This window comes from Sphingobacterium sp. 2149 (assembly GCF_031455655.1).
In the GTDB taxonomy this organism is placed as follows: domain Bacteria; phylum Bacteroidota; class Bacteroidia; order Sphingobacteriales; family Sphingobacteriaceae; genus Sphingobacterium.
In genome coordinates, this window is sequence record NZ_JAVDTD010000002.1 from 414,979 (window position 1) to 433,258 (window position 18,280).

Sequence of the window (18,280 nt, forward strand, 5' to 3'; positions counted from 1 at the left end):
TATGCCTTTAGAAATACTTTACGAAGACGAATCCATCGTTGCCATCAATAAACCGCATGGACTATTGGTACACCGGTCTTCTATCGCGCGCGATGCCTCAGAATTTGCGCTACAGCTACTTCGGGATCAGTTAGGGAAAACAGTTTATCCTGCACATCGTTTGGACAGGAAGACCGGGGGCATACTGCTATTTTCCCTCAATAAGGAGACTGACCAATATTTACAAAAAAGTTTTCAGGAGCGTAAGGTAGACAAAAAATACCTCGCCGTCCTGAGGGGCTTCGCGCCAGCAGAAGGTCTGATTGATTATCCCTTGAAAAGAGACGATGGTACAACTCAGGAAGCACAGACATCTTTTCGTTTGCTTGCTCAAAGTGAGCTGTCCGTTCCTTGGGGAAAATTTCCGACATCGCGATATAGTCTCGTTGAGGCCAATCCCATTACGGGACGTATGCATCAGTTGCGTCGCCATTTTGCGCATATCTTCCATCCTATTATTGGCGATCGTCCGCATGGATGCAATAAGCAAAACAAGTTTTGGAAAGATACGTACCAAATGGATACCATGCTGTTGCATGCCTCGGAGCTGACCTTTAGACATCCTTTATCGGGCGAAGACGTTCATATCAAAGCGCCCCTACAACCCGATTTCATCAGGGTATTGGAAATATTAAACCTCAATGAAGTATGTTAAAATTGATTCTAGAAGCTTTCATAAGCATTTCAGGTATTACCGCAGCTTCTGGTATTGTCTATCAGGATAGGCAGATCCATATCGTTTCTGACAATAGCAATTACATCTACAGCTATAATATCGCAGACCAAAAGTTGTCTAAAACCGTACTACTGCGGTCTGATCCGATGGAAAACATTGCTAAAGCAGCTAAAATGGATTTGGAATCGATCACTTTCGATGGAAGCCACTATTACCTTTACGGCTCTGGTTCTACCCCAAACAGAAACAATCGTTTTATTTGGGACGGCAAAACAGTCCTTCAGGAAGACTACAGTAAAATCTATTCTTCCTTAATGGAAAAATTCAGTATTTCCAAAGAAGACTTCAATATTGAAGGCGTTGTTCATTTAAAAGATAAGATCTTATTTTTTAACCGGGGAAATGGTCCTAAAGGCACAAATGCCATTTTAGAGTATCACCCGCTTTCTCCTGGCCAGTCCCGATGTATCCCGATTGAACTACCCAAGCTCAATGGCATCTCGACAGGTTTCTCAGATGCGACACTGGTTGGAAATGAAATCTATTTTATCGCTACCGCCGAAGACGCAAAATCGACCTATCTGGATGGAGAAATCGGTGGTTCCCTTCTTGGAAAAATACCTTCAGATCTTTCTGGCAAACCCGAGACATTCGAAATTCCTGAAAAGCATAAATTTGAAGGAATCACGTTAAAAGAGAAGACAGCCCAAGGCCTTGTTTTCCTGCTGTGTGAGGATACCGATAGCGAAGATGATCATATGACCATCTATTCGCTCCAGCTAAGCAATTAAATCGATTGTTCTAAAATAGATTCACAGTGAGGAATCACGTATATTTTATTAAATTTGCAGCTGACTAAAACTTAATTTTTATGTTAAAAAATACTGCCCTTTCGGAGACGCACATTGCTTTAGGAGCAAAAATGGTTCCCTTTGCAGGCTTCAACATGCCGGTACAATATACGGGCATTAATGATGAGCACGAAACAGTTCGTACAGGTGTAGGAGTTTTTGATGTAAGCCATATGGGTGAATTCATCCTAAAAGGTGAAAAAGCCCTGGACCTACTTCAAAAAATCTCTTCCAATGATGTGTCAAAATTATACGATGGCAAAGTTCAATATGCTTATATCCCAAATGAAACTGGCGGTGTAGTTGATGACTTCCTAACTTACCGTATAGACGATAAAACGTATTTTTTGGTTGTAAACGCATCGAATATTGAAAAAGATTGGAACTGGATATCAAAGTATAATACGGATGGTGTAGAGATGAAAAATATCTCAGATCAAACTTCCTTATTTGCTGTTCAAGGCCCTAAGGCTGCTGATGCACTTCAATCGCTTACGGATATCGAATTAGCTCCCATGGAATATTACACTTTTGCAAAAGGTACATTTGCAGGTGTAGAGAATGTTTTGGTCTCTGCAACAGGATATACTGGCGCTGGTGGTTTTGAAATCTATGTGGCCAATGAAGATGCTCAGAAAGTTTGGGACGCTATTTTTGAGGCGGGTAAGCCTTATGGAATCAAACCAATTGGTTTGGGTGCCCGCGATACCCTACGCTTAGAAATGGGCTTCTGTCTATATGGAAATGATATCGATGATAATACATCGCCCTTAGAAGGTGGCTTGGGGTGGGTAACGAAGTTTACAAAAGACTTTGTGAACTCTAAAGCACTCAAAGCGGAGAAAGAGGCTGGTTTGAAGAAAAAGCTTGTTGGTTTCGAAATGATTGATAGGGGTATTCCACGTCATGATTACGAAATTGTCGATGCCACAGGAAATGTAATTGGACGTGTGACTTCGGGAACGCAATCACCAACATTAAAAAAATCAATTGGATTGGGTTATGTGGATACAGCTTTTTCAAAAGATGGTAGTGAAATCTTCATTCTGATCCGTAATCAAAAAATCAAAGCAAAAGTAACAAAACCACCATTTGTGAAGTAAGAAAAAGAAGCCTGCTTGACGCAGGCTTCTTTTTCTTACTTTTTCTTTTGCTTTTGCTTTGTAGCCGGCTGTTGTTTACCGCTCTCCTTTTGTTGAATAAGCGACCGAACTCTTTTGCTCAAAACCACACGCAGATAGATCAATACGACCAAAAAGGCGATAGACAATCCTGTTACCAGCATGTTTCCGGCCTTATACCCTTCAAAACCACTGTAGATTAAAAATACAATGGCTAAACTTAAAACTATATTTAGAAAAAAATACTTTAACATATTATTTTTTTATTACTCCTAATACCCGTTCTCTCCATCCACCAAAGAAATAGAATGCCCCACCAACAATATTCAATAAAACAATCGTCAAAGCCATAACCATCCTTTCAGTATTGGAGATCGTTCTTGAAAGCATGATTTCCCGTAGAACCAAAATTACCCATAACAGCGATAATAAGATCGAAAGGCTCCCTAGCATAGGGAAAATACCAAGGTTAAATATTCGCGCCAACATAGCGACGATATAAAAAGCAAGACTAAACAGGAAAGCTTGTTTAGTCTGATGCTCTAAATTCTTCATCTTAATAAACGTCTAACTCGGGATCGATCTCTTCTTTCCAAGCCAGTATACCGCCTTTTAGATTTGCCAGGTTGTCAAAACCCTGTTGTTCCAATAACATGATTGCCTGCGCAGAACGTTTTCCTGAACGGCATTGTACGATAACTGGCTTATCCTTTGCGATCTTATCCGCCTCGATCAATATGCCCGAAAGGGGTATATTCAATCCATTGAGATTTGATACTTCATATTCAAAAGGTTCCCGAACATCAATCAATTGAAAATCCTCGTTGTTATCGATTTTATTCTTTAATTCTTCTACAGATACTTCTTTCATTTTCAAACAATTTAATAGTCAAATATACTACATTTTTTCCGCCCTCTGTCCACTTATAGAATTTTCCTTATCTTCATGCAGATATTACTAAGCTTTATATGAATTCAATACCTAAAATTATTTTGTCCTTATCTTTGCTGGCAATTTCGGCAATTACCTATGGACAACAGGTTATTTCCAACCAGGAACGCCAAGATGTTAGCCGTATACTCACTACCTTGGCTGCTGACGATATGCGTGGTAGGTCTGCGCTCACCAAAGACATTGAAAAAGCAGCAGATTTTATTGCCGGCGAGATGAAAAGAATAGGTCTCACACCCTATGCGGAACAAAACTATAGACAATCTTTTGAACTAGATAAAATCTCTCCAGTGAGCAAATCTGCAACGGTAAATAACCAGATTATTCCTGTAGATCATATTATTTCACTTGGCCACCAGATGGATTTGGAATGGGATAATAAAAGCGCTATAACTATTGTGAAAATAAAATCGGGTGATGATTTTTCGAAAGTATTTAGAGAACATTCTTTGTCCAAAGAAAATACACTTGTATTGGTAGATCCCTCTTTTGAAAACTATTTTGTCCGTTTTGGTCAAATGCTTAACACTCCTAAATTTCTCGAAGATCCTACTGTACAGAAACCTTCAATTGTCTATCTCCTGACAAAGGAAATCCCGACAACCTATAAAATTCAAATTAAAAGGGCACTTCAAAAATTTCCACTGTTCAACGTGGCGGGCATTATTCCCGGAAAAAGTAAGCCCAACGAATACGTCATCTTTTCGGGCCATTACGACCATATTGGTATTCTTCCGGCTGTTGGTCAAGATTCGATTGCCAATGGAGCAGATGATGATGCCTCCGGCGTGACAGCAATGCTGACCCTAGCAGATTATTACAAAAAGCAGAATAAGAATGAAAGAACTCTTATTTTCGTTGCCTTTACCGCAGAAGAACTGGGCATGTATGGCTCAAAATATTTTTCCAACCATATTGATGCCGATCAAGTAGTTGCCATGATCAATATGGAAATGATTGGAAAAGATTCGAAATTCGGCCCTAATACAGTGTACATTACCGGATACGATCAGTCCAATCTGGGCGAATTGATGCAGGAGAATCTGAAAAATACGACCTTTAAATTCTACCCCGATCCTTATACTAAACAGAATCTGTTTTACCGAAGTGACAATGCAGTGCTAGCGGCCAAGGGCGTCCCGGCGCATTCGTTCTCAACCTCCCAAATGGACAAGGATGAATACTATCACACCGTAAAAGATGAAGTATCTACGCTAAATGTTCAAAATATCATTTCCAGTATAGAGGCTATCGCGATAGGTGCCTCAGGAATTGTAGAAGGCAGGCAAACTCCTTCCCGAGTCGAAAAACTAAAGGATTAAGAAACAGCCGTCGCTTTGACTTCCTTTTGCATAACGTAGTCGTTTAGTACATAGTCATAATAAGGAATATCGACAGTTTGAACCACTTTAAAGCCCTGCTTCAAATAAAAATGATAAGCAGGGTTATTCCTGTTGACATTCAGTTCAAGAATACCTCTGCCTTTTAAGACTGTTTTTTCTGAAGCGAAGTCTATCAGAGCTTTTCCGAACCCTTTACCCTGTACATCAGGCATCAAGTAGAGTTTTTCGATACGGAGGCGATCTTCGTGAGTCCTCAATGCAATAAATCCTTGCCCAATACCATCTTCCTTCAATACATAAAAAAACTGACCATTGACCATACTTTCCGCAAGTGCTTCCACCGTATAATTTTTTTCCAGCATAAAGTCTATTTGATCTTGCGAAAGTACTTCACCATAAGTAAGCGGCCAAATGATAAAAGCCATATTGGAAATGCTTCTGATATCACTTTGCTCCGCCAGTTCGATTGTTATCATGTGATCTTCTCTCCTATTAAAATGTATTTTACATGGGAAAATTCAAGAATAAATAAGCCATCATTTTCCATTTCGTATTCCTCATCGTTTATCTTAGTCAATCCCGTATACTTAATATCTTCGTCCTTATCAGCGCTAACTATCAAAATTCGCTCGCCTTCTGCCTTCCATTTGGTAAACCCTGTTTTCACAAAATAATAACGAAAGCCGTTGGAAAAAAGGACAATATTTATCTGCTCAAGATAGGCCCGATAATAACCTAAATCCAACTGATCCGAAACGATATTTACCGCTTTATAATGATGTGCTATAAGGTATTCGATCGCATCTTTTAGAAAAGCAACATCATAAGAAATCACCTTCAGATTTTCCTGAGACGCGTTAATGGCATTTTGTGTAAAAACAATATCGAACTTATACCCTCTTGCATCCAGTAAATCCATTGTTCCTTCTTCGATTATAATGGTTGGGCTCCATTCCAACAGCTGGCCCAAATCCTCTCCATCAATAAGGAAAAGATCTTCGATCAGCAATGCCGGTTCCTGATTTTCTCGGACAATATGGTGCGATGACATGGGATGAATTTAATATCCGAGCCTACGCAAGGTGATGTAAGCCATTAATCCCGTGCTAATCTCCAAAGAAGCCTCATCCACGTCAAATGTGGGCGTATGTACAGCAGAAGATATCCCTCGTGCCGCATTACCTGTACCCAAACGATAAAAACAAGCGTCGATTTCCTGCGAATAATACGAAAAATCTTCCGCCGCAGGCCACAGATCCAAGTCAACAACGTTTTCTTTTCCAAGATATTCCTCTGCAAAAGCACGCGCACTTTTAGTGAGTTCAGGCTCATTGATTAGAAAGGGATATCCTTTACGAACTTCAAATTCACAGGTCGCCCCCATGCTTTCGGCGATTCCAACAGCAATTTTCACCATTCTTTCGTGGGCTTCAGCCCGCCATTTCTCGTCAAATGTGCGAAATGTACCTTCCAAATAAACCTGATCGGGGATAATATTTGTAGCCCCATTAGCCATTATCTTTCCAAAAGATAATACCGTTGGTGTACGCGGGTCTGCAAAGCGACTGGCTACCTGTTGCAAAGCGGTAATAATCTGAGCTGTGATCACAATGGGATCGATATTCTGATGTGGGTGAGCTCCGTGTCCGCCTCTTCCTTTTACAGTCATAAATAGTTCGTCGCATGAAGCCATATATTTACCTTCACGGAATCCAACTTTTCCCACTTCTATAAAAGGCATTACATGCTGTCCTATAATTGCCGATGGAGCAGGATCTTGTAATGCCCCTTCTTTTATCATCAAAGAGGCACCGCCTGGTAGGCGCTCCTCGCCAGGTTGGAAGATCAATTTGATGGTTCCTCCAAATTCAGCTTTTAGGCTATGCAATATTTTAGCTGTCCCCAAAAGAGAAGATGTATGTACATCATGGCCACAGGCATGCATTACTCCTGGGTTTTTGGATGCATATGAACGCCCCTCCACTTCTTGAATGGGTAAAGCATCCATATCTGCACGCAATGCAATTACTTCATTGGAAGATAGGTTACCCGTGATTAAAGCGACAATCCCCGTATCTGCTTTAGTCTCATAGGGAATTCCCAATTGATCCAGCTGCGATTTTACAAAGGCCGAGGTATTGTATTCTTCAAAGGAAAGTTCAGGATTCTGATGAAGATGTCTACGATTGGAAACCGTATCTTCAAAATATTGATGAGCTAGGGCCAGGACTTTTTCTTTCGTACTTGCCATAAAAGGTTGATTGATTTATTGATAGACAAAAACGTTCTCCGAAAATACAAAGACATTGCTAAAATATTGACGTAACTCGCGCATGAAGGCATTTGCCTCCGATCGACTTCTAAAATCTCCTACCTTGACGCGATAATTGGGTTCATCATAGGTGATATAAGTATCAATATCTTTATACATGTTTCGGAAACGTGTCTGTTCCGAAAACGCTTGATTTCTGCTCGATCCAGCAAATATCTGGACACGGAAGCCTCTTACTTTGACCCGCGATGCCGCAGATCGGACAATGGGCTTAGAAGGTACTACTGTCGCTTTGCTTTCGACAGGATTGATTCCCATAGCTGCCCTGAAATTTTGAAGCTGTGTAATCAACGTATCTTTGGTTACAATTACTCCACCTTTTTCCTGCGCGTTCGATTGAACAACAGAAAACAACACAAGTACATGTACGAAAATCAATCCTCTCTTCAGCATAGTTTAACCTTTCTTATCGATTAGTTATTTGCGCCGTGGCAATTTTTATATTTTTTTCCTGAACCACAAGGACACTCGTCATTGCGTCCTAACGTATTTTCATTACGAACAGGTTCTTTTGGTCCATCGTTCACATCTTCTTCACTGACACCTGTAGGTGATGTCAACTCCGCTTTTGTTTCAACAGTTTTAACTGGAGCCTGTTGCACTTGTCTTGCTTGCATTGAAGTCGGCTCTTGACCAGGGATCTCCCCTTTGAAAATAAAGCTTACCACATCCTTATTCATGGAAGCCAACATTCCTTTGAACAAATCAAATGCCTCCATTTTATAAATGATAATCGGATCTTTCTGTTCATAAACAGCATTCTGAACGGATTGTTTCAAATCATCCATTTCACGCAGGTGCTCTTTCCATGCCTCATCGATTAAGGCCAAAACAATTCCTTTTTCAAAAGACTTAAAAACTTCTTTACCGTTGCTTTCAATCGCTTTTTTCAAATTGGCCGAAACCTGAATGCCACGGATACCATCGGTAAATGGAATGACTACGTTTTCGACAATTTGACCTCTTTCTGCATATACATTATTCAGAACAGGTACCGTCAAAGCACCAACGGCTTCAATTTTATGATGATAAGCATCGAGTGCATGCTCGAAAAGACGTTCGGTCAAGGCTTCAATTTTACCTTGAGCAAATTCTTCTGCGGTAATTTCTGGTGTGATTGCAAAAATACGGATTACTTCAATTTGAAAATCTTCGTAGTTACCTTGTTCTTTTGCTTCAACGACAATTTCTTCGGCTACATCAAAAATCATGTTGTTCAAATCCACGTCTAAACGTTCTCCAAACAAGGCGTTTTTTCGCTTTGAATAGATGACGGTACGTTGTGAATTCATGACATCGTCATACTCCAATAGGCGTTTACGGATCCCGAAGTTATTCTCTTCCACTTTACGTTGCGCACGCTCGATGGATTTGGTCAACATACTATGTTGCATCACTTCGCCCTCTTCGACTCCCATTTTCACCATGATGTTAGAAATCCGCTCCGAAGCAAATAAACGCATCAAGTTGTCTTCAAGTGAAACAAAGAATTGCGATGAACCTGGATCTCCCTGACGACCAGCACGACCACGTAACTGACGGTCAACACGACGAGATTCGTGTCTTTCGGTACCGATAATGGCAAGACCTCCAGCTTTTTTCACTTCCTCGGTCAATTTAATATCCGTACCACGACCAGCCATATTTGTAGCGATAGTCACCTGTCCGGGACGTCCAGCTTCAGCAACGATATCAGCTTCTTTTTGGTGTAACTTAGCATTCAAAACATTATGTTTGATCTTACGCAGTTGGAGCATACGACTTAACAACTCCGAAATCTCTACAGATGTCGTTCCGACCAATACTGGACGTCCTGCATCTGTCAATCGTTGAATTTCTTCGGCTACTGCATTGTATTTTTCACGCGCAGTACGATAAATCAAATCTTGACGGTCATCCCGTTGAGCCACACGATTGGTTGGAATCTCGACTACATCAAGTTTGTAAATTTCCCAAAGCTCACCAGCCTCGGTTGATGCCGTACCAGTCATACCCGAAAGCTTGTGGTACATGCGGAAATAGTTTTGCAATGTAATCGTTGCGTAAGTTTGTGTAGCATCTTCTACTTTCACATTTTCCTTTGCTTCGATCGCCTGGTGCAAGCCATCCGAGTAACGACGGCCGTCCATGATACGACCTGTTTGCTCATCAACAATTTTTACTTTACCTTCATCAACGATATATTCAACGTCATTTTCAAACAAGGTATAAGCTTTTAACAGCTGGTTGATCGAGTGAATACGCTCTGCTTTGATTGAATAATCACGCAACATGTCTTCTTTCTGAGCTGCCTTTTCTTCCAAAGTCAACGAAGACTTTTCAATTTCAGCAATTTCAGTACCAACATCTGGTAAAATAAAGAAGGAAGGATCCTCTCCAGTTGCTGTAATCAACTCGATACCTTTCTCTGTCAATTCTACTTGATTGTTCTTTTCGTCTATAACAAAATAAAGCTCTGCATCTACTTTAGGCATATTTTTATTTTGCTCCTGCATATAGTAATTCTCAACTTTTTGCAAGATAGATCGGTTTGCACCCTCACTTAAGAATTTGATTAAAGCTTTATTTTTAGGTAAACCTCTATAAGCTCTCAATAATGCTAAACCACCGCCTTCAACATCAGAATCACCGGAGGCCAATGCTTTTTTAGCATCATTCAAAACGGTATTGATATATGCTTTCTGAACGTGCACCAAGCGCTCAATACGTGGTTTCAATTGGTAAAACTCATGTTGATCACCACGTGGAATTGGACCAGATATAATCAAAGGCGTACGGGCATCATCAATCAATACGGAGTCAACCTCATCGACCATGGCAAAGTGTAATTTTCCTTGCACCAATGCGTCCGGAGTCTGAACCATATTATCACGTAAATAATCGAAACCAAACTCGTTATTCGTACCATATACGATATCCGATTGATAAGCTTTACGACGTTGCGGAGAATTTGGTTGATGTTTATCGATACAGTCAACAGATAGCCCGTGGAACTCAAATAATGGAGCATTCCACTCCGAGTCACGACGAGCAAGGTAATCGTTCACCGTTACGATGTGCACGCCTTGACCAGAAAGAGCATTTAAATAAGTAGGTAACGTTCCTACCAAGGTTTTACCCTCTCCCGTGGCCATCTCAGCGATTTTTCCGCTATGTAAGACAATACCACCAATCAATTGGACATCGTAATGAACCATGTTCCAAGTGACTTCAGTACCAGCTGCCATCCATTTGTTTTTCCAAATTGCTTTATCTCCATTGATGACAATATTAGGTTTGTAAACAGCCAGTTCTCTATCAAAATCGTTGGCAGTAACCTCTAATTCTTCGTTTTCCGTCAAACGTCTGGAAGTTTCTTTAACCACGGCAAATGCCTCCGGCAAAATATCCTTCAATACCTCTTCCAACTTCTTATCACGGTCTTTGGACAGTTTGTCCACTTGCTCGTAAATAGAAGTTTTCTTTGCCATATCATCCTCATCTTCCTCCGCTTCCTTCTTTAGCGAATCAATTTCTTGATCAATATCTGCTAGGTAATTCTTAATTCTTTCTTTGAAATCAACGGTCTTGGCACGTAACTCGTCATTGGTTAGATTTGAAAGCTTCTCATATTCAGCTTTGATTTGGTCTACCACAGGCTGAATTCCCTTGATATCTCTCTCGGATTTACTTCCAAATAATTTACTTAAAAACTTTAACATAATTTTTTTTCTATCTCAACTTAAGATTTTGTACAATAATGACTCCAAAGTAAAATTGCAGACAATTTGACACTAATCGGGCAAATTTAGTTATTAGATATGATATCTAACAGCTTAGACCCATTTTTTTTACGTTATTTTTTTGAATATGTCAGTTCCCCAACGCTATCAGGAGGCTAAGATATATTTGTGTTCGTTTAGTGCTTTTTACAGGCTTTTTTGAACACAATATAAGGACCTACTGGTAGCAGCTAACTTATGACAAAAATAATTTCTTTTCCGAATGCGGTATAAAGCCAAGTTCCTGAGCCTTTTCAAACATCTTGGTAATTGCGTTACGTCCTTCAATGCCCAACGCTACTGAATATTTATTGACATAAAGTTCGATATGCTTGTACATCACCTCTTCACTCATTTCCTGTGCATGTGCGCGAATAAACTCAAGACCAGACTTTGGATTGGCAAATGCAAACTCCACACTATCTTTCAAGATTGCATTCAATGTATCTTTCACTTCTTCCGGTAGACTACGTTTTACAACAATTCCGCCAAGAGGAATCGGAAATTTTGTCGTTTTCTCCCAATAGTCCCCGAGATCGACAACTTTATGCAATCCTTTTTCCGCATAGGTGAATCTATTTTCGTGAATAATCAATCCTAAATCAATAGAACCATCCAATAAGGCGCCTTCGATATCAGAAAAAACCAGTTCAACTTTATTTTTCAATTCAGGGAAAGCCAAGCTCAATAAAAAATTAGCTGTTGTATATTTTCCTGGATAGCCAACTTTCAATTGATCGAATGCTTCCATGCTTTCTGCCCGTTCCAATTTTTGTTTCAGCAATTTTGCTAATTTGGGATCCTTGGTAATCAGCATAGGCCCCACACCGAAACCCAATGCGCTTCCCGCATCAAGTAATTCATAGTCCTCAACAGCATAGGCGAAAGCATGATAACTTAGTTTGGTAATATCAAGCTCGCCTTGAAAAGCTTTTAAGTTTAAGGTCTCCACATCGTGATATTCCACTTCAAAATCCAATCCCTTAGTATCTATCTTATGATGAATCAATGCATCAAAAATAAATGTATCATTGGGGCATGGAGAAAATCCTAATGTTAATTTCATGTTGTACAAATTTTTCCCATCAATCCGATGAGTTTTACAAATTTAATCAAACCGTAATTTTATGCGTTATCAGATAGATAATCATCGCCAAAAAAGTACTTGCAATAATTCCCTTTCCAAGATGATCGCTTCCCGACCGATAAGCAAAACGTAATAGCACTAAATTTATCAGTACGGCTATGGTATAGATAGCCATAGGCTTCTCGGGTAAAAAGTGAAGTGCAATATTCGTGAAACGTACCAATACATGAGCCAATACTGGAAATGCAGCACCGATACCCAAACCTATCCAGAAATTATTTTTCACGTTTCCGACTGCTACTCTTTTCTTCAAGATGGTCAAAACTCCACGAATTCAGTTCAGGAATGGCATGATGCGCCGTCATATCAAACTGTGTAGGAACGACAGATACATAGCCATTGGCTAAAGCAAAACAATCGGTATCTTCCCCTCTGTCCTGCAACACAAATTTACCCGTTGTCCAGTAATAATCGCGATTATGTGGATCAATTCGTTCATCAAACTCTTCGACCCAATGCCCTCCAGCCTGCCTACAAATTTTAATGCCTTTAAAACCCGAAGTTTGTGGAAAATTGACATTCAACAGGGTATTTTTAGGAAGCCCGTTTGCCAATACCTGTTCAGTAATAGATATCACATAAGGCCTACAAGGGCTAAAATCAGCATCACGGGAGAAATTATCCAGCGAGAAGCCAACGGAAGGAATCCCTTCGATCGCTCCTTCTACCGCAGCAGACATGGTACCGGAATATAAAACATTAATGGAATTATTGAGACCATGATTAATGCCCGATACACAGATATCCGGCTTTTGACCTTTGAAAACTTTATTGACAGCAAGCTTAACACAATCTACCGGCGTCCCTGAACACTGATACATTTCAACCCCTTCATATAAATTGATTTTATCTAAACGTAACGGCCTGCCAAGTGTGATGGCGTGCCCCATACCAGATTGTGCAGAATCTGGAGCAACGACGACAACATTTCCTATTTTCTGCATTTCCTCCAACAACACCTTGATACCTGGCGCTGTGATACCATCGTCATTAACAACTAAAATATTGGGCTTCATATGTAAATTATTTTTTATTCATCGGGTCAGGGTGTATATCTACCTCATTGCGATATTTCTCTATTCCCATTTACGAAGTTAGTAAATCTGAAACCGAGATGTAAATAATATTCATACAACCACCAATTCTTCTTTCTAACTATGCGAATACTACCAACATCCTATCAAAATAATAGCAAATCTACCATTAACCCCGCTATTCAATCATCTTTATAGGGTAGTAGCAAGGGGTTAACAGGGGTAAGCCCCTGTTAACCCCCTGATATCCCCCTGCAAACCCCCTGTTATTTCCTTGTGAATATAGGAATTGGTGGCAAGTTGTTATACAAACATCCCGGCGTTAAATAGAAGCATACTGAGCAAAAATAAAACCTAAAGGTGCTACGACATCGTTTGCGTAACATTGTATCGTTATTGATAAATATTAGCCTTAAATTTAGCATTCAAACAAAAAAATAATTCAGTTATGAGCGTTAATTTTGAATCCCGCTATGCAATAGGGCCAAAAGAATACAAAACTTTAGACACACAAGGATTAAGAGAAAATTTTCTAATTGAAAAAGTTTTTGAGGCAGATAAAATTCATTTTGTCTATACCCACTATGACCGCTATATGGCTGGAGGGGCAATGCCTGTCAGTTCAAAAATCAAATTAGAGACCATCTCGGCATTATTAAAAGAAACTTACTTCCTTTCGAGAAGAGAATTGGGTATTATCAATGTCGGAGGAAACGGCCAGGTCGAAGTTGACGGTGTTACCTACGATCTCAATACCAAAGAAGCGCTCTATATTGGACAGGGAGCTCAGGAAGTATATTTTTCAAGTAAAGATGCGGCGCAGCCCGCAAAGTTCTATTTAAACTCGACACCTGCACATTGCAGTTACCCTACTAAAAAAGTAACGAAAGAAGATGCAAATAAAATAGAATTGGGATCATTAGAAACGTCCAACCACCGCACAATTAATCAGATGTTATTAAACAAAGTGGTACAAACTTGTCAGTTACAGATGGGAATGACCGAGTTGAAGCCTGGGTCCGTATGGAATACCATGCCATCGCATACACACGATCGCCGTATGGAAGTTTATTTCTATTTTGAATTACCCGAAGGACAGGCTGTATCGCATTTCATGGGGCCTATTGATGAAACAAGACATATTTGGATGCAAAACGATCAAGCTGTCATTTCACCGCCATGGTCTATTCACTCAGGAGCGGGCACTTCAAATTACACCTTCATATGGGGCATGGCCGGCGAAAATCTAGATTATGATGATATGGACAAATGTGCTATTACCGAATTGAAGTGATATGAAAAAATTATTCGTATTAAGTTTAGCGCTTGGGCTTTCAACGGTTGCCTTATCGCAGAATAACAAAACAATTACCGTAAGCAACCCCAGTGCTAGCACTAGAACGGAGCTGATCAGTATTCCCTATGCAACCTTCGAAAAACATTTCGATCTAAAGGGTGCTGTGTTTACAATTGTCGATAAGGATCAAAAAGAATTCGCTTATCAGCTTGAAAAATTAGGAAAGACCACTGTACAAAACGTATTGATCCAGGTGGCCATCGCACCCAAAAGTTCCTTGACATTTGGTGTGAATGGCATTAAGCCCACAGCATTTGCTGCCAAAACCTACGCAAGATATATCCCCGAGCGGAAGGATGATTTTGCTTGGGAAAATGACATTGCAGCATTCAGAGCCTATGGAAAGGCACTAGAGGGTAGTTCCGAAGATGCACAAGGTTTTGATTTTTGGGCAAAAAGGACCAATGATCTTGTTATTGATGAATGGTATAAAACCGGCGATTATCACGCTGATCACGGAAAAGGCTTAGACTATTATTCCGTCGGACAAACATTAGGGGTTGGCGACGCAACGCCATTCTTTGGCCAAGAGGTCGTGTACCATAAACATTATCGCCATTACGAGGTATTAGATAATGGTCCATTACGCACTACATTCAAGCTTATTCATGAGCCTGAGCGTGTAAAAGGCCAGCAGTTACAAGTTGAAAAAACGATTTCTTTAGACGCTGGCAGCCAGTTAAATAAAATAAGCTATTCGATCAAAAACACAACGTCGGGTTCCACTCCAGTTGTGGTGGGAATCGCTAAAAGAAAAGAGGAAAAACCTCAAGTTTTAAACGATGAAAAAAATGGGATTTTAGCGTATTGGGAGCTTGCCGAAGGGGACAAGATTACAGGCACTGCAGTTATTCTTCCAGGTGTAAAGTATGTATTTAAGGATAGCCCAAAACAATTTTTACTAGCAACAACGGTGAAAAACAATAAACCCCTTATTTATTTTGCAGGTGCTGCTTTCAACAAAGCTGGTAAAATAACAAGTTTTGACCAGTGGCAGTCCTATGTCAAAACATTCAGAAATAATTTAGATCAACCATTAACAATAAAATATTCAAAATAATGTCCATACTGCAATCTTTTGATTTGAGCGGAAAAGTAGCCTTGGTGACTGGCTGCAAAAGAGGAATTGGCAAGGCAATTGCCGAGGCATTGGCTGAAGCCGGAGCAGATATTATTGGGGTCTCAGCGACCTTAGAAATTGAAGGCTCTGCAGTAGAAAAATCCGTAAAAGCATTGGGCAAAAATTTCTATGCCTATCAGTGCGATTTTTCTAAGCGGACAGCGCTTTACAGCTTTATTGAGAAAGTAAAATCAGACCATCCAACGATCGATATTCTGTGTAACAATGCTGGAAATATACTCCGAAAATCAGCCGCTGAACATCCGGATGAATACTGGGATGAAATCATCGAAATCAATCAAAATGCGCAATTTATATTAACCCGCGAAATTGGGAAGGATATGATTTCACGTGGAACTGGAAAGATCATATTTACAGCGTCTTTATTAACGTTCCAAGGAGGTATCAATGTTCCAGGATATGCTGCCTCGAAAGGTGCCATAGGATCTATGGTCAAGGCTTTTGCTAATGAGTGGGCATCCAAAGGTGTCAATGTAAACGGATTCGCCCCAGGCTATATTGCTACGGACAATACCGAGGCCCTTAGAGAAGATCCCGAACGTTCGAAGTCCATTTTGAGTCGTATCCCTGCAGGCCGCTGGGGAACACCGGATGATTTTAAAGGACCGGCTGTATTCCTAGCTTCCAGAGCTTCCGACTATGTCCATGGAACCATTCTTACCGTAGATGGTGGTTGGATGGGGAGATAAATGATCAATCAATAGTAGATTAGTTTGTTTTAAAAGTCTTTATCTCTCGGGATAAAGGCTTTTTTCCTTAAAGTGTCTGTTTTCAACGGCTATAAAGAACTTTCATGCCCGTCTTTGATCCAAAGGATTCATGAGAGTTTTTTACGGTTCTAAATCCCAGATTGCTAAACGATGCATTTGGATGTACAGAACCTATATAAACGGTATTGAAAGCTGCACAGCTATTTTTACTACACCACCAAGAGCCTCCACGGGCGTGGGCAACAGAACGGTCGCCATCTCTTTCAAGCCTTCCGGTGCAAAACTCAAAAACATTTCCGAAGATATCATAAAGCCCCCATGGATTGGGTTTGAATTTTCCAACAGGTGAAGTATAAAGATAACCATCGGAATAATCGGCTTTCAAATGATCTTTTCCATGCCAAACATTGGCATAATCGGCCATATTCTCCTTAGTGAAACCGTCGAAATAGGGGCCTTCGCTTCCTGCCCTAGCCGCCACCTCCCATTCGTCAAAAGAGGGCAATCTGCAATCTGCCCATGTACAATAGGCCAGCACATCTTTATAGGAGATACAGGTAACAGGATGATCCATTTTGGTTTCGATTCCGCCGCGACTTATACCATTAGGAAAGCGCCAATAAGCCGTACTATCCTGTAGCCAACGAAACTCCGCCAAGCCAGGCTCAAAGACCATGGCATTGTGATAACGTTCCGCTAAGGTCTTATAGCCTGTAGCTAGAATAAATTTCTCAAATTCAGCATTCGTCAGCTCAAACTCCGAGATCCAAAAGGAATCAATATGTACAACCCTTTTGGGATTTTCTACACTGCTTACTTCACCCAAATGATAATTTCCTGCTGGAATTTGGATATATTTTCCAGCTTGCGCTTCACAACGGAGATATAAAAAAATCAAAGCGATCACATAGCACAGCTTTTTCATACTCCTTAGCATTTGTTATAACATACTTTCACTGCTTCTATACTATACCTTTTATTTGACCTTATTTATCATACTGCGATTTTTAAAACCGAATCGCTTATTTACCTTTTCTATCTTTGTAATAATTCAGGGCCCGTTTAAAGATCAAAGCCTCATTCTCTTTATTATAGTTTAGATAAGCGTAATAGTTGCTATTTTCACCATATAGCTTTGTAAAAGAAGTAGATGTTGTAAATTCCTGATATTCGCCACGCTTCATGAGTAACATCAGCAACGTCAACGCATCTTTATCTTTTGGTGTTTTCTTGGCATAATCAATAATAAAAGGTATCATTTCCCAAGCATTGATCTCCGCTAGTGCATGCTTATAATTTACTCCCATTCGTTTGCTCCGGAGCACAGATTCCTGGATAAGCTTCATTACGGAATCCCTATTTTCATTTAAAAAATCGGTCTGCCTTTGTGACCAGGAAGTTTCATTAAAACCGTCCAATAATGTTCCAAATATTTTTTTTTCCACTTGAGTCTGATATTCAGGTATAGCACAATTCTGCGCATATAGCTCTGCATGAATCATGGTATAGGTAAACTTTTCGCGCAGTGATAACCTGCTGAAATCTGTTGCTGGAATGGCATTTATACTGGCATCGGTTGTTTCGTTATCTTCCTGAGGAATAATCTTGGCAATTAATGCTTTTACTTTGGTCAGACCATAGGGTGGTATGGTCATTTTACTACGCATTTCAATCGCAGCAGGATCCATATAAAGCCCATTTTCATCCTCTTGAGCCGTTTGCGCAGAAACATTCATCCAACACAAGAAAGAAATAAAAAATAAAAGTCCCCTTTTCATAACGTATAATTTGTTGTATTTTAAAAATAAAGAAATTA

General features: G+C 40.1%; 20 protein-coding genes. 7 read left to right on the top strand and 13 right to left on the bottom strand.

The features are described from left to right. Position 1: 1 nt before the first annotated feature. From J2X77_RS04055 to gcvT, 3 genes are all read left to right on the top strand, one after another. Entirely contained in the window at positions 2-694 is a 693-nt protein-coding gene (locus tag J2X77_RS04055) for a pseudouridine synthase (RefSeq protein ID WP_209577015.1), read from the top strand. After that, a complete protein-coding gene (locus J2X77_RS04060; RefSeq protein ID WP_209577013.1) occupies positions 688-1,506 on the top strand; it encodes a DUF6929 family protein in 819 nt (272 codons plus the stop codon). The genes J2X77_RS04055 and J2X77_RS04060 overlap by 7 nt, the downstream gene beginning before the upstream one ends. Before the next feature lie 80 nt (positions 1,507-1,586). After that, complete coding sequence (gene gcvT, locus J2X77_RS04065) at positions 1,587-2,669, top strand: glycine cleavage system aminomethyltransferase GcvT (RefSeq protein ID WP_209577011.1); 1,083 nt, start codon at positions 1,587-1,589, stop codon at positions 2,667-2,669. A 35-nt stretch (positions 2,670-2,704) separates the two neighbouring features. On the opposite strand, the gene J2X77_RS04070 is transcribed toward gcvT, so the two are convergent. From J2X77_RS04070 to J2X77_RS04080, 3 genes are read right to left on the bottom strand one after another with little or no spacing between them, the layout of a single operon-like run. Beyond that, positions 2,705-2,941 carry a DUF6358 family protein gene (locus J2X77_RS04070; RefSeq protein WP_209577009.1) on the bottom strand — a complete coding sequence of 79 codons (237 nt, stop codon included), beginning with the start codon at positions 2,939-2,941 and terminating at the stop codon, positions 2,705-2,707. Position 2,942: 1 nt separating this feature from the next. Beyond that, positions 2,943-3,242, bottom strand: coding sequence for a hypothetical protein (locus J2X77_RS04075; protein WP_209577007.1), 300 nt, complete (start codon positions 3,240-3,242; stop codon positions 2,943-2,945). A 1-nt stretch (position 3,243) separates the two neighbouring features. After that, positions 3,244-3,558, bottom strand: coding sequence for a rhodanese-like domain-containing protein (locus J2X77_RS04080; RefSeq protein ID WP_209577005.1), 315 nt, complete (start codon positions 3,556-3,558; stop codon positions 3,244-3,246). Positions 3,559-3,656: 98 nt separating this feature from the next. Between J2X77_RS04080 and J2X77_RS04085 the strand changes: the two genes are divergently transcribed. Next, positions 3,657-4,961, top strand: coding sequence for a M20/M25/M40 family metallo-hydrolase (locus tag J2X77_RS04085; RefSeq protein WP_209577002.1), 1,305 nt, complete (start codon positions 3,657-3,659; stop codon positions 4,959-4,961). On the opposite strand, the gene J2X77_RS04090 is transcribed toward J2X77_RS04085, so the two are convergent. From J2X77_RS04090 to surE, 8 genes are all read right to left on the bottom strand, one after another. Next, the gene (locus tag J2X77_RS04090) at positions 4,958-5,458 is read right to left on the bottom strand and encodes a GNAT family N-acetyltransferase (protein WP_209577000.1); all 501 of its coding nucleotides are present in this window, start codon (positions 5,456-5,458) and stop codon (positions 4,958-4,960) included. The genes J2X77_RS04085 and J2X77_RS04090 overlap by 4 nt on opposite strands. Beyond that, the gene (locus J2X77_RS04095; protein WP_209576998.1) at positions 5,455-6,033 is read right to left on the bottom strand and encodes a hypothetical protein; all 579 of its coding nucleotides are present in this window, start codon (positions 6,031-6,033) and stop codon (positions 5,455-5,457) included. The genes J2X77_RS04090 and J2X77_RS04095 overlap by 4 nt, the downstream gene beginning before the upstream one ends. A gap of 9 nt (positions 6,034-6,042) precedes the next feature. Beyond that, positions 6,043-7,233: a M20 family metallopeptidase gene (locus J2X77_RS04100; protein ID WP_209576996.1), complete on the bottom strand. Its 1,191-nt coding sequence runs from the start codon at positions 7,231-7,233 to the stop codon at positions 6,043-6,045. Between the two features lie 15 nt (positions 7,234-7,248). Then, entirely contained in the window at positions 7,249-7,707 is a 459-nt protein-coding gene (locus tag J2X77_RS04105; RefSeq protein WP_209576994.1) for an SPOR domain-containing protein, read from the bottom strand. Between the two features lie 20 nt (positions 7,708-7,727). Next, a complete protein-coding gene (gene secA, locus J2X77_RS04110) occupies positions 7,728-11,015 on the bottom strand; it encodes a preprotein translocase subunit SecA (RefSeq protein ID WP_209576992.1) in 3,288 nt (1,095 codons plus the stop codon). Between the two features lie 256 nt (positions 11,016-11,271). Next, positions 11,272-12,141, bottom strand: coding sequence for a 1,4-dihydroxy-6-naphthoate synthase (locus tag J2X77_RS04115; protein WP_209576990.1), 870 nt, complete (start codon positions 12,139-12,141; stop codon positions 11,272-11,274). 46 nt (positions 12,142-12,187) lie between these two features. After that, positions 12,188-12,448: a hypothetical protein gene (locus J2X77_RS04120; protein ID WP_209576988.1), complete on the bottom strand. Its 261-nt coding sequence runs from the start codon at positions 12,446-12,448 to the stop codon at positions 12,188-12,190. After that, positions 12,438-13,238 carry a 5'/3'-nucleotidase SurE gene (gene surE / locus J2X77_RS04125; RefSeq protein WP_209576986.1) on the bottom strand — a complete coding sequence of 267 codons (801 nt, stop codon included), beginning with the start codon at positions 13,236-13,238 and terminating at the stop codon, positions 12,438-12,440. The genes J2X77_RS04120 and surE overlap by 11 nt, the downstream gene beginning before the upstream one ends. 466 nt (positions 13,239-13,704) lie before the next feature. Between surE and kduI the strand changes: the two genes are divergently transcribed. From kduI to J2X77_RS04140, 3 genes are read left to right on the top strand one after another with little or no spacing between them, the layout of a single operon-like run. After that, complete coding sequence (kduI, locus tag J2X77_RS04130; protein ID WP_209576984.1) at positions 13,705-14,550, top strand: 5-dehydro-4-deoxy-D-glucuronate isomerase; 846 nt, start codon at positions 13,705-13,707, stop codon at positions 14,548-14,550. 1 nt (position 14,551) lies between these two features. Further along, the gene (locus J2X77_RS04135; RefSeq protein ID WP_209576982.1) at positions 14,552-15,673 is read left to right on the top strand and encodes a DUF4861 family protein; all 1,122 of its coding nucleotides are present in this window, start codon (positions 14,552-14,554) and stop codon (positions 15,671-15,673) included. Between the two features lie 5 nt (positions 15,674-15,678). Beyond that, on the top strand, positions 15,679-16,443 hold the full coding sequence (locus J2X77_RS04140; protein ID WP_209577379.1) for an SDR family oxidoreductase: 765 nt from the start codon (positions 15,679-15,681) through the stop codon (positions 16,441-16,443). Between the two features lie 82 nt (positions 16,444-16,525). Here the strand turns inward: J2X77_RS04140 and J2X77_RS04145 are convergent, their stop codons facing one another. After that, a complete protein-coding gene (locus J2X77_RS04145) occupies positions 16,526-17,389 on the bottom strand; it encodes an SUMF1/EgtB/PvdO family nonheme iron enzyme (RefSeq protein WP_209576980.1) in 864 nt (287 codons plus the stop codon). Positions 17,390-17,486: 97 nt separating this feature from the next. Beyond that, positions 17,487-18,242, bottom strand: a complete 756-nt coding sequence (locus J2X77_RS04150) for a hypothetical protein (RefSeq protein WP_209576978.1) — start codon at positions 18,240-18,242, stop codon at positions 17,487-17,489. Positions 18,243-18,280: the final 38 nt, after the last annotated feature.

Bases quoted from the DNA above. Each gene is read 5' to 3' on its own strand.
- surE (WP_209576986.1), bottom strand. From the start codon at position 13,238: ATGAAGCCCAATATTTTAGTTGTTAATGACGATGGTATCACAGCGCCA.
- J2X77_RS04105 (WP_209576994.1), bottom strand. From the start codon at position 7,707: ATGCTGAAGAGAGGATTGATTTTCGTACATGTACTTGTGTTGTTTTCT.
- J2X77_RS04075 (WP_209577007.1), bottom strand. From the start codon at position 3,242: ATGAAGAATTTAGAGCATCAGACTAAACAAGCTTTCCTGTTTAGTCTT.
- J2X77_RS04095 (WP_209576998.1), bottom strand. From the start codon at position 6,033: ATGTCATCGCACCATATTGTCCGAGAAAATCAGGAACCGGCATTGCTG.
- J2X77_RS04150 (WP_209576978.1), bottom strand. From the start codon at position 18,242: ATGAAAAGGGGACTTTTATTTTTTATTTCTTTCTTGTGTTGGATGAAT.
- J2X77_RS04100 (WP_209576996.1), bottom strand. From the start codon at position 7,233: ATGGCAAGTACGAAAGAAAAAGTCCTGGCCCTAGCTCATCAATATTTT.
- J2X77_RS04085 (WP_209577002.1), top strand. From the start codon at position 3,657: ATGAATTCAATACCTAAAATTATTTTGTCCTTATCTTTGCTGGCAATT.
- J2X77_RS04080 (WP_209577005.1), bottom strand. From the start codon at position 3,558: ATGAAAGAAGTATCTGTAGAAGAATTAAAGAATAAAATCGATAACAAC.
- J2X77_RS04090 (WP_209577000.1), bottom strand. From the start codon at position 5,458: ATGATAACAATCGAACTGGCGGAGCAAAGTGATATCAGAAGCATTTCC.
- J2X77_RS04115 (WP_209576990.1), bottom strand. From the start codon at position 12,141: ATGAAATTAACATTAGGATTTTCTCCATGCCCCAATGATACATTTATT.
- J2X77_RS04055 (WP_209577015.1), top strand. From the start codon at position 2: ATGCCTTTAGAAATACTTTACGAAGACGAATCCATCGTTGCCATCAAT.
- J2X77_RS04135 (WP_209576982.1), top strand. From the start codon at position 14,552: ATGAAAAAATTATTCGTATTAAGTTTAGCGCTTGGGCTTTCAACGGTT.
- kduI (WP_209576984.1), top strand. From the start codon at position 13,705: ATGAGCGTTAATTTTGAATCCCGCTATGCAATAGGGCCAAAAGAATAC.
- gcvT (WP_209577011.1), top strand. From the start codon at position 1,587: ATGTTAAAAAATACTGCCCTTTCGGAGACGCACATTGCTTTAGGAGCA.
- J2X77_RS04145 (WP_209576980.1), bottom strand. From the start codon at position 17,389: ATGAAAAAGCTGTGCTATGTGATCGCTTTGATTTTTTTATATCTCCGT.
- J2X77_RS04060 (WP_209577013.1), top strand. From the start codon at position 688: ATGTTAAAATTGATTCTAGAAGCTTTCATAAGCATTTCAGGTATTACC.
- secA (WP_209576992.1), bottom strand. From the start codon at position 11,015: ATGTTAAAGTTTTTAAGTAAATTATTTGGAAGTAAATCCGAGAGAGAT.
- J2X77_RS04070 (WP_209577009.1), bottom strand. From the start codon at position 2,941: ATGTTAAAGTATTTTTTTCTAAATATAGTTTTAAGTTTAGCCATTGTA.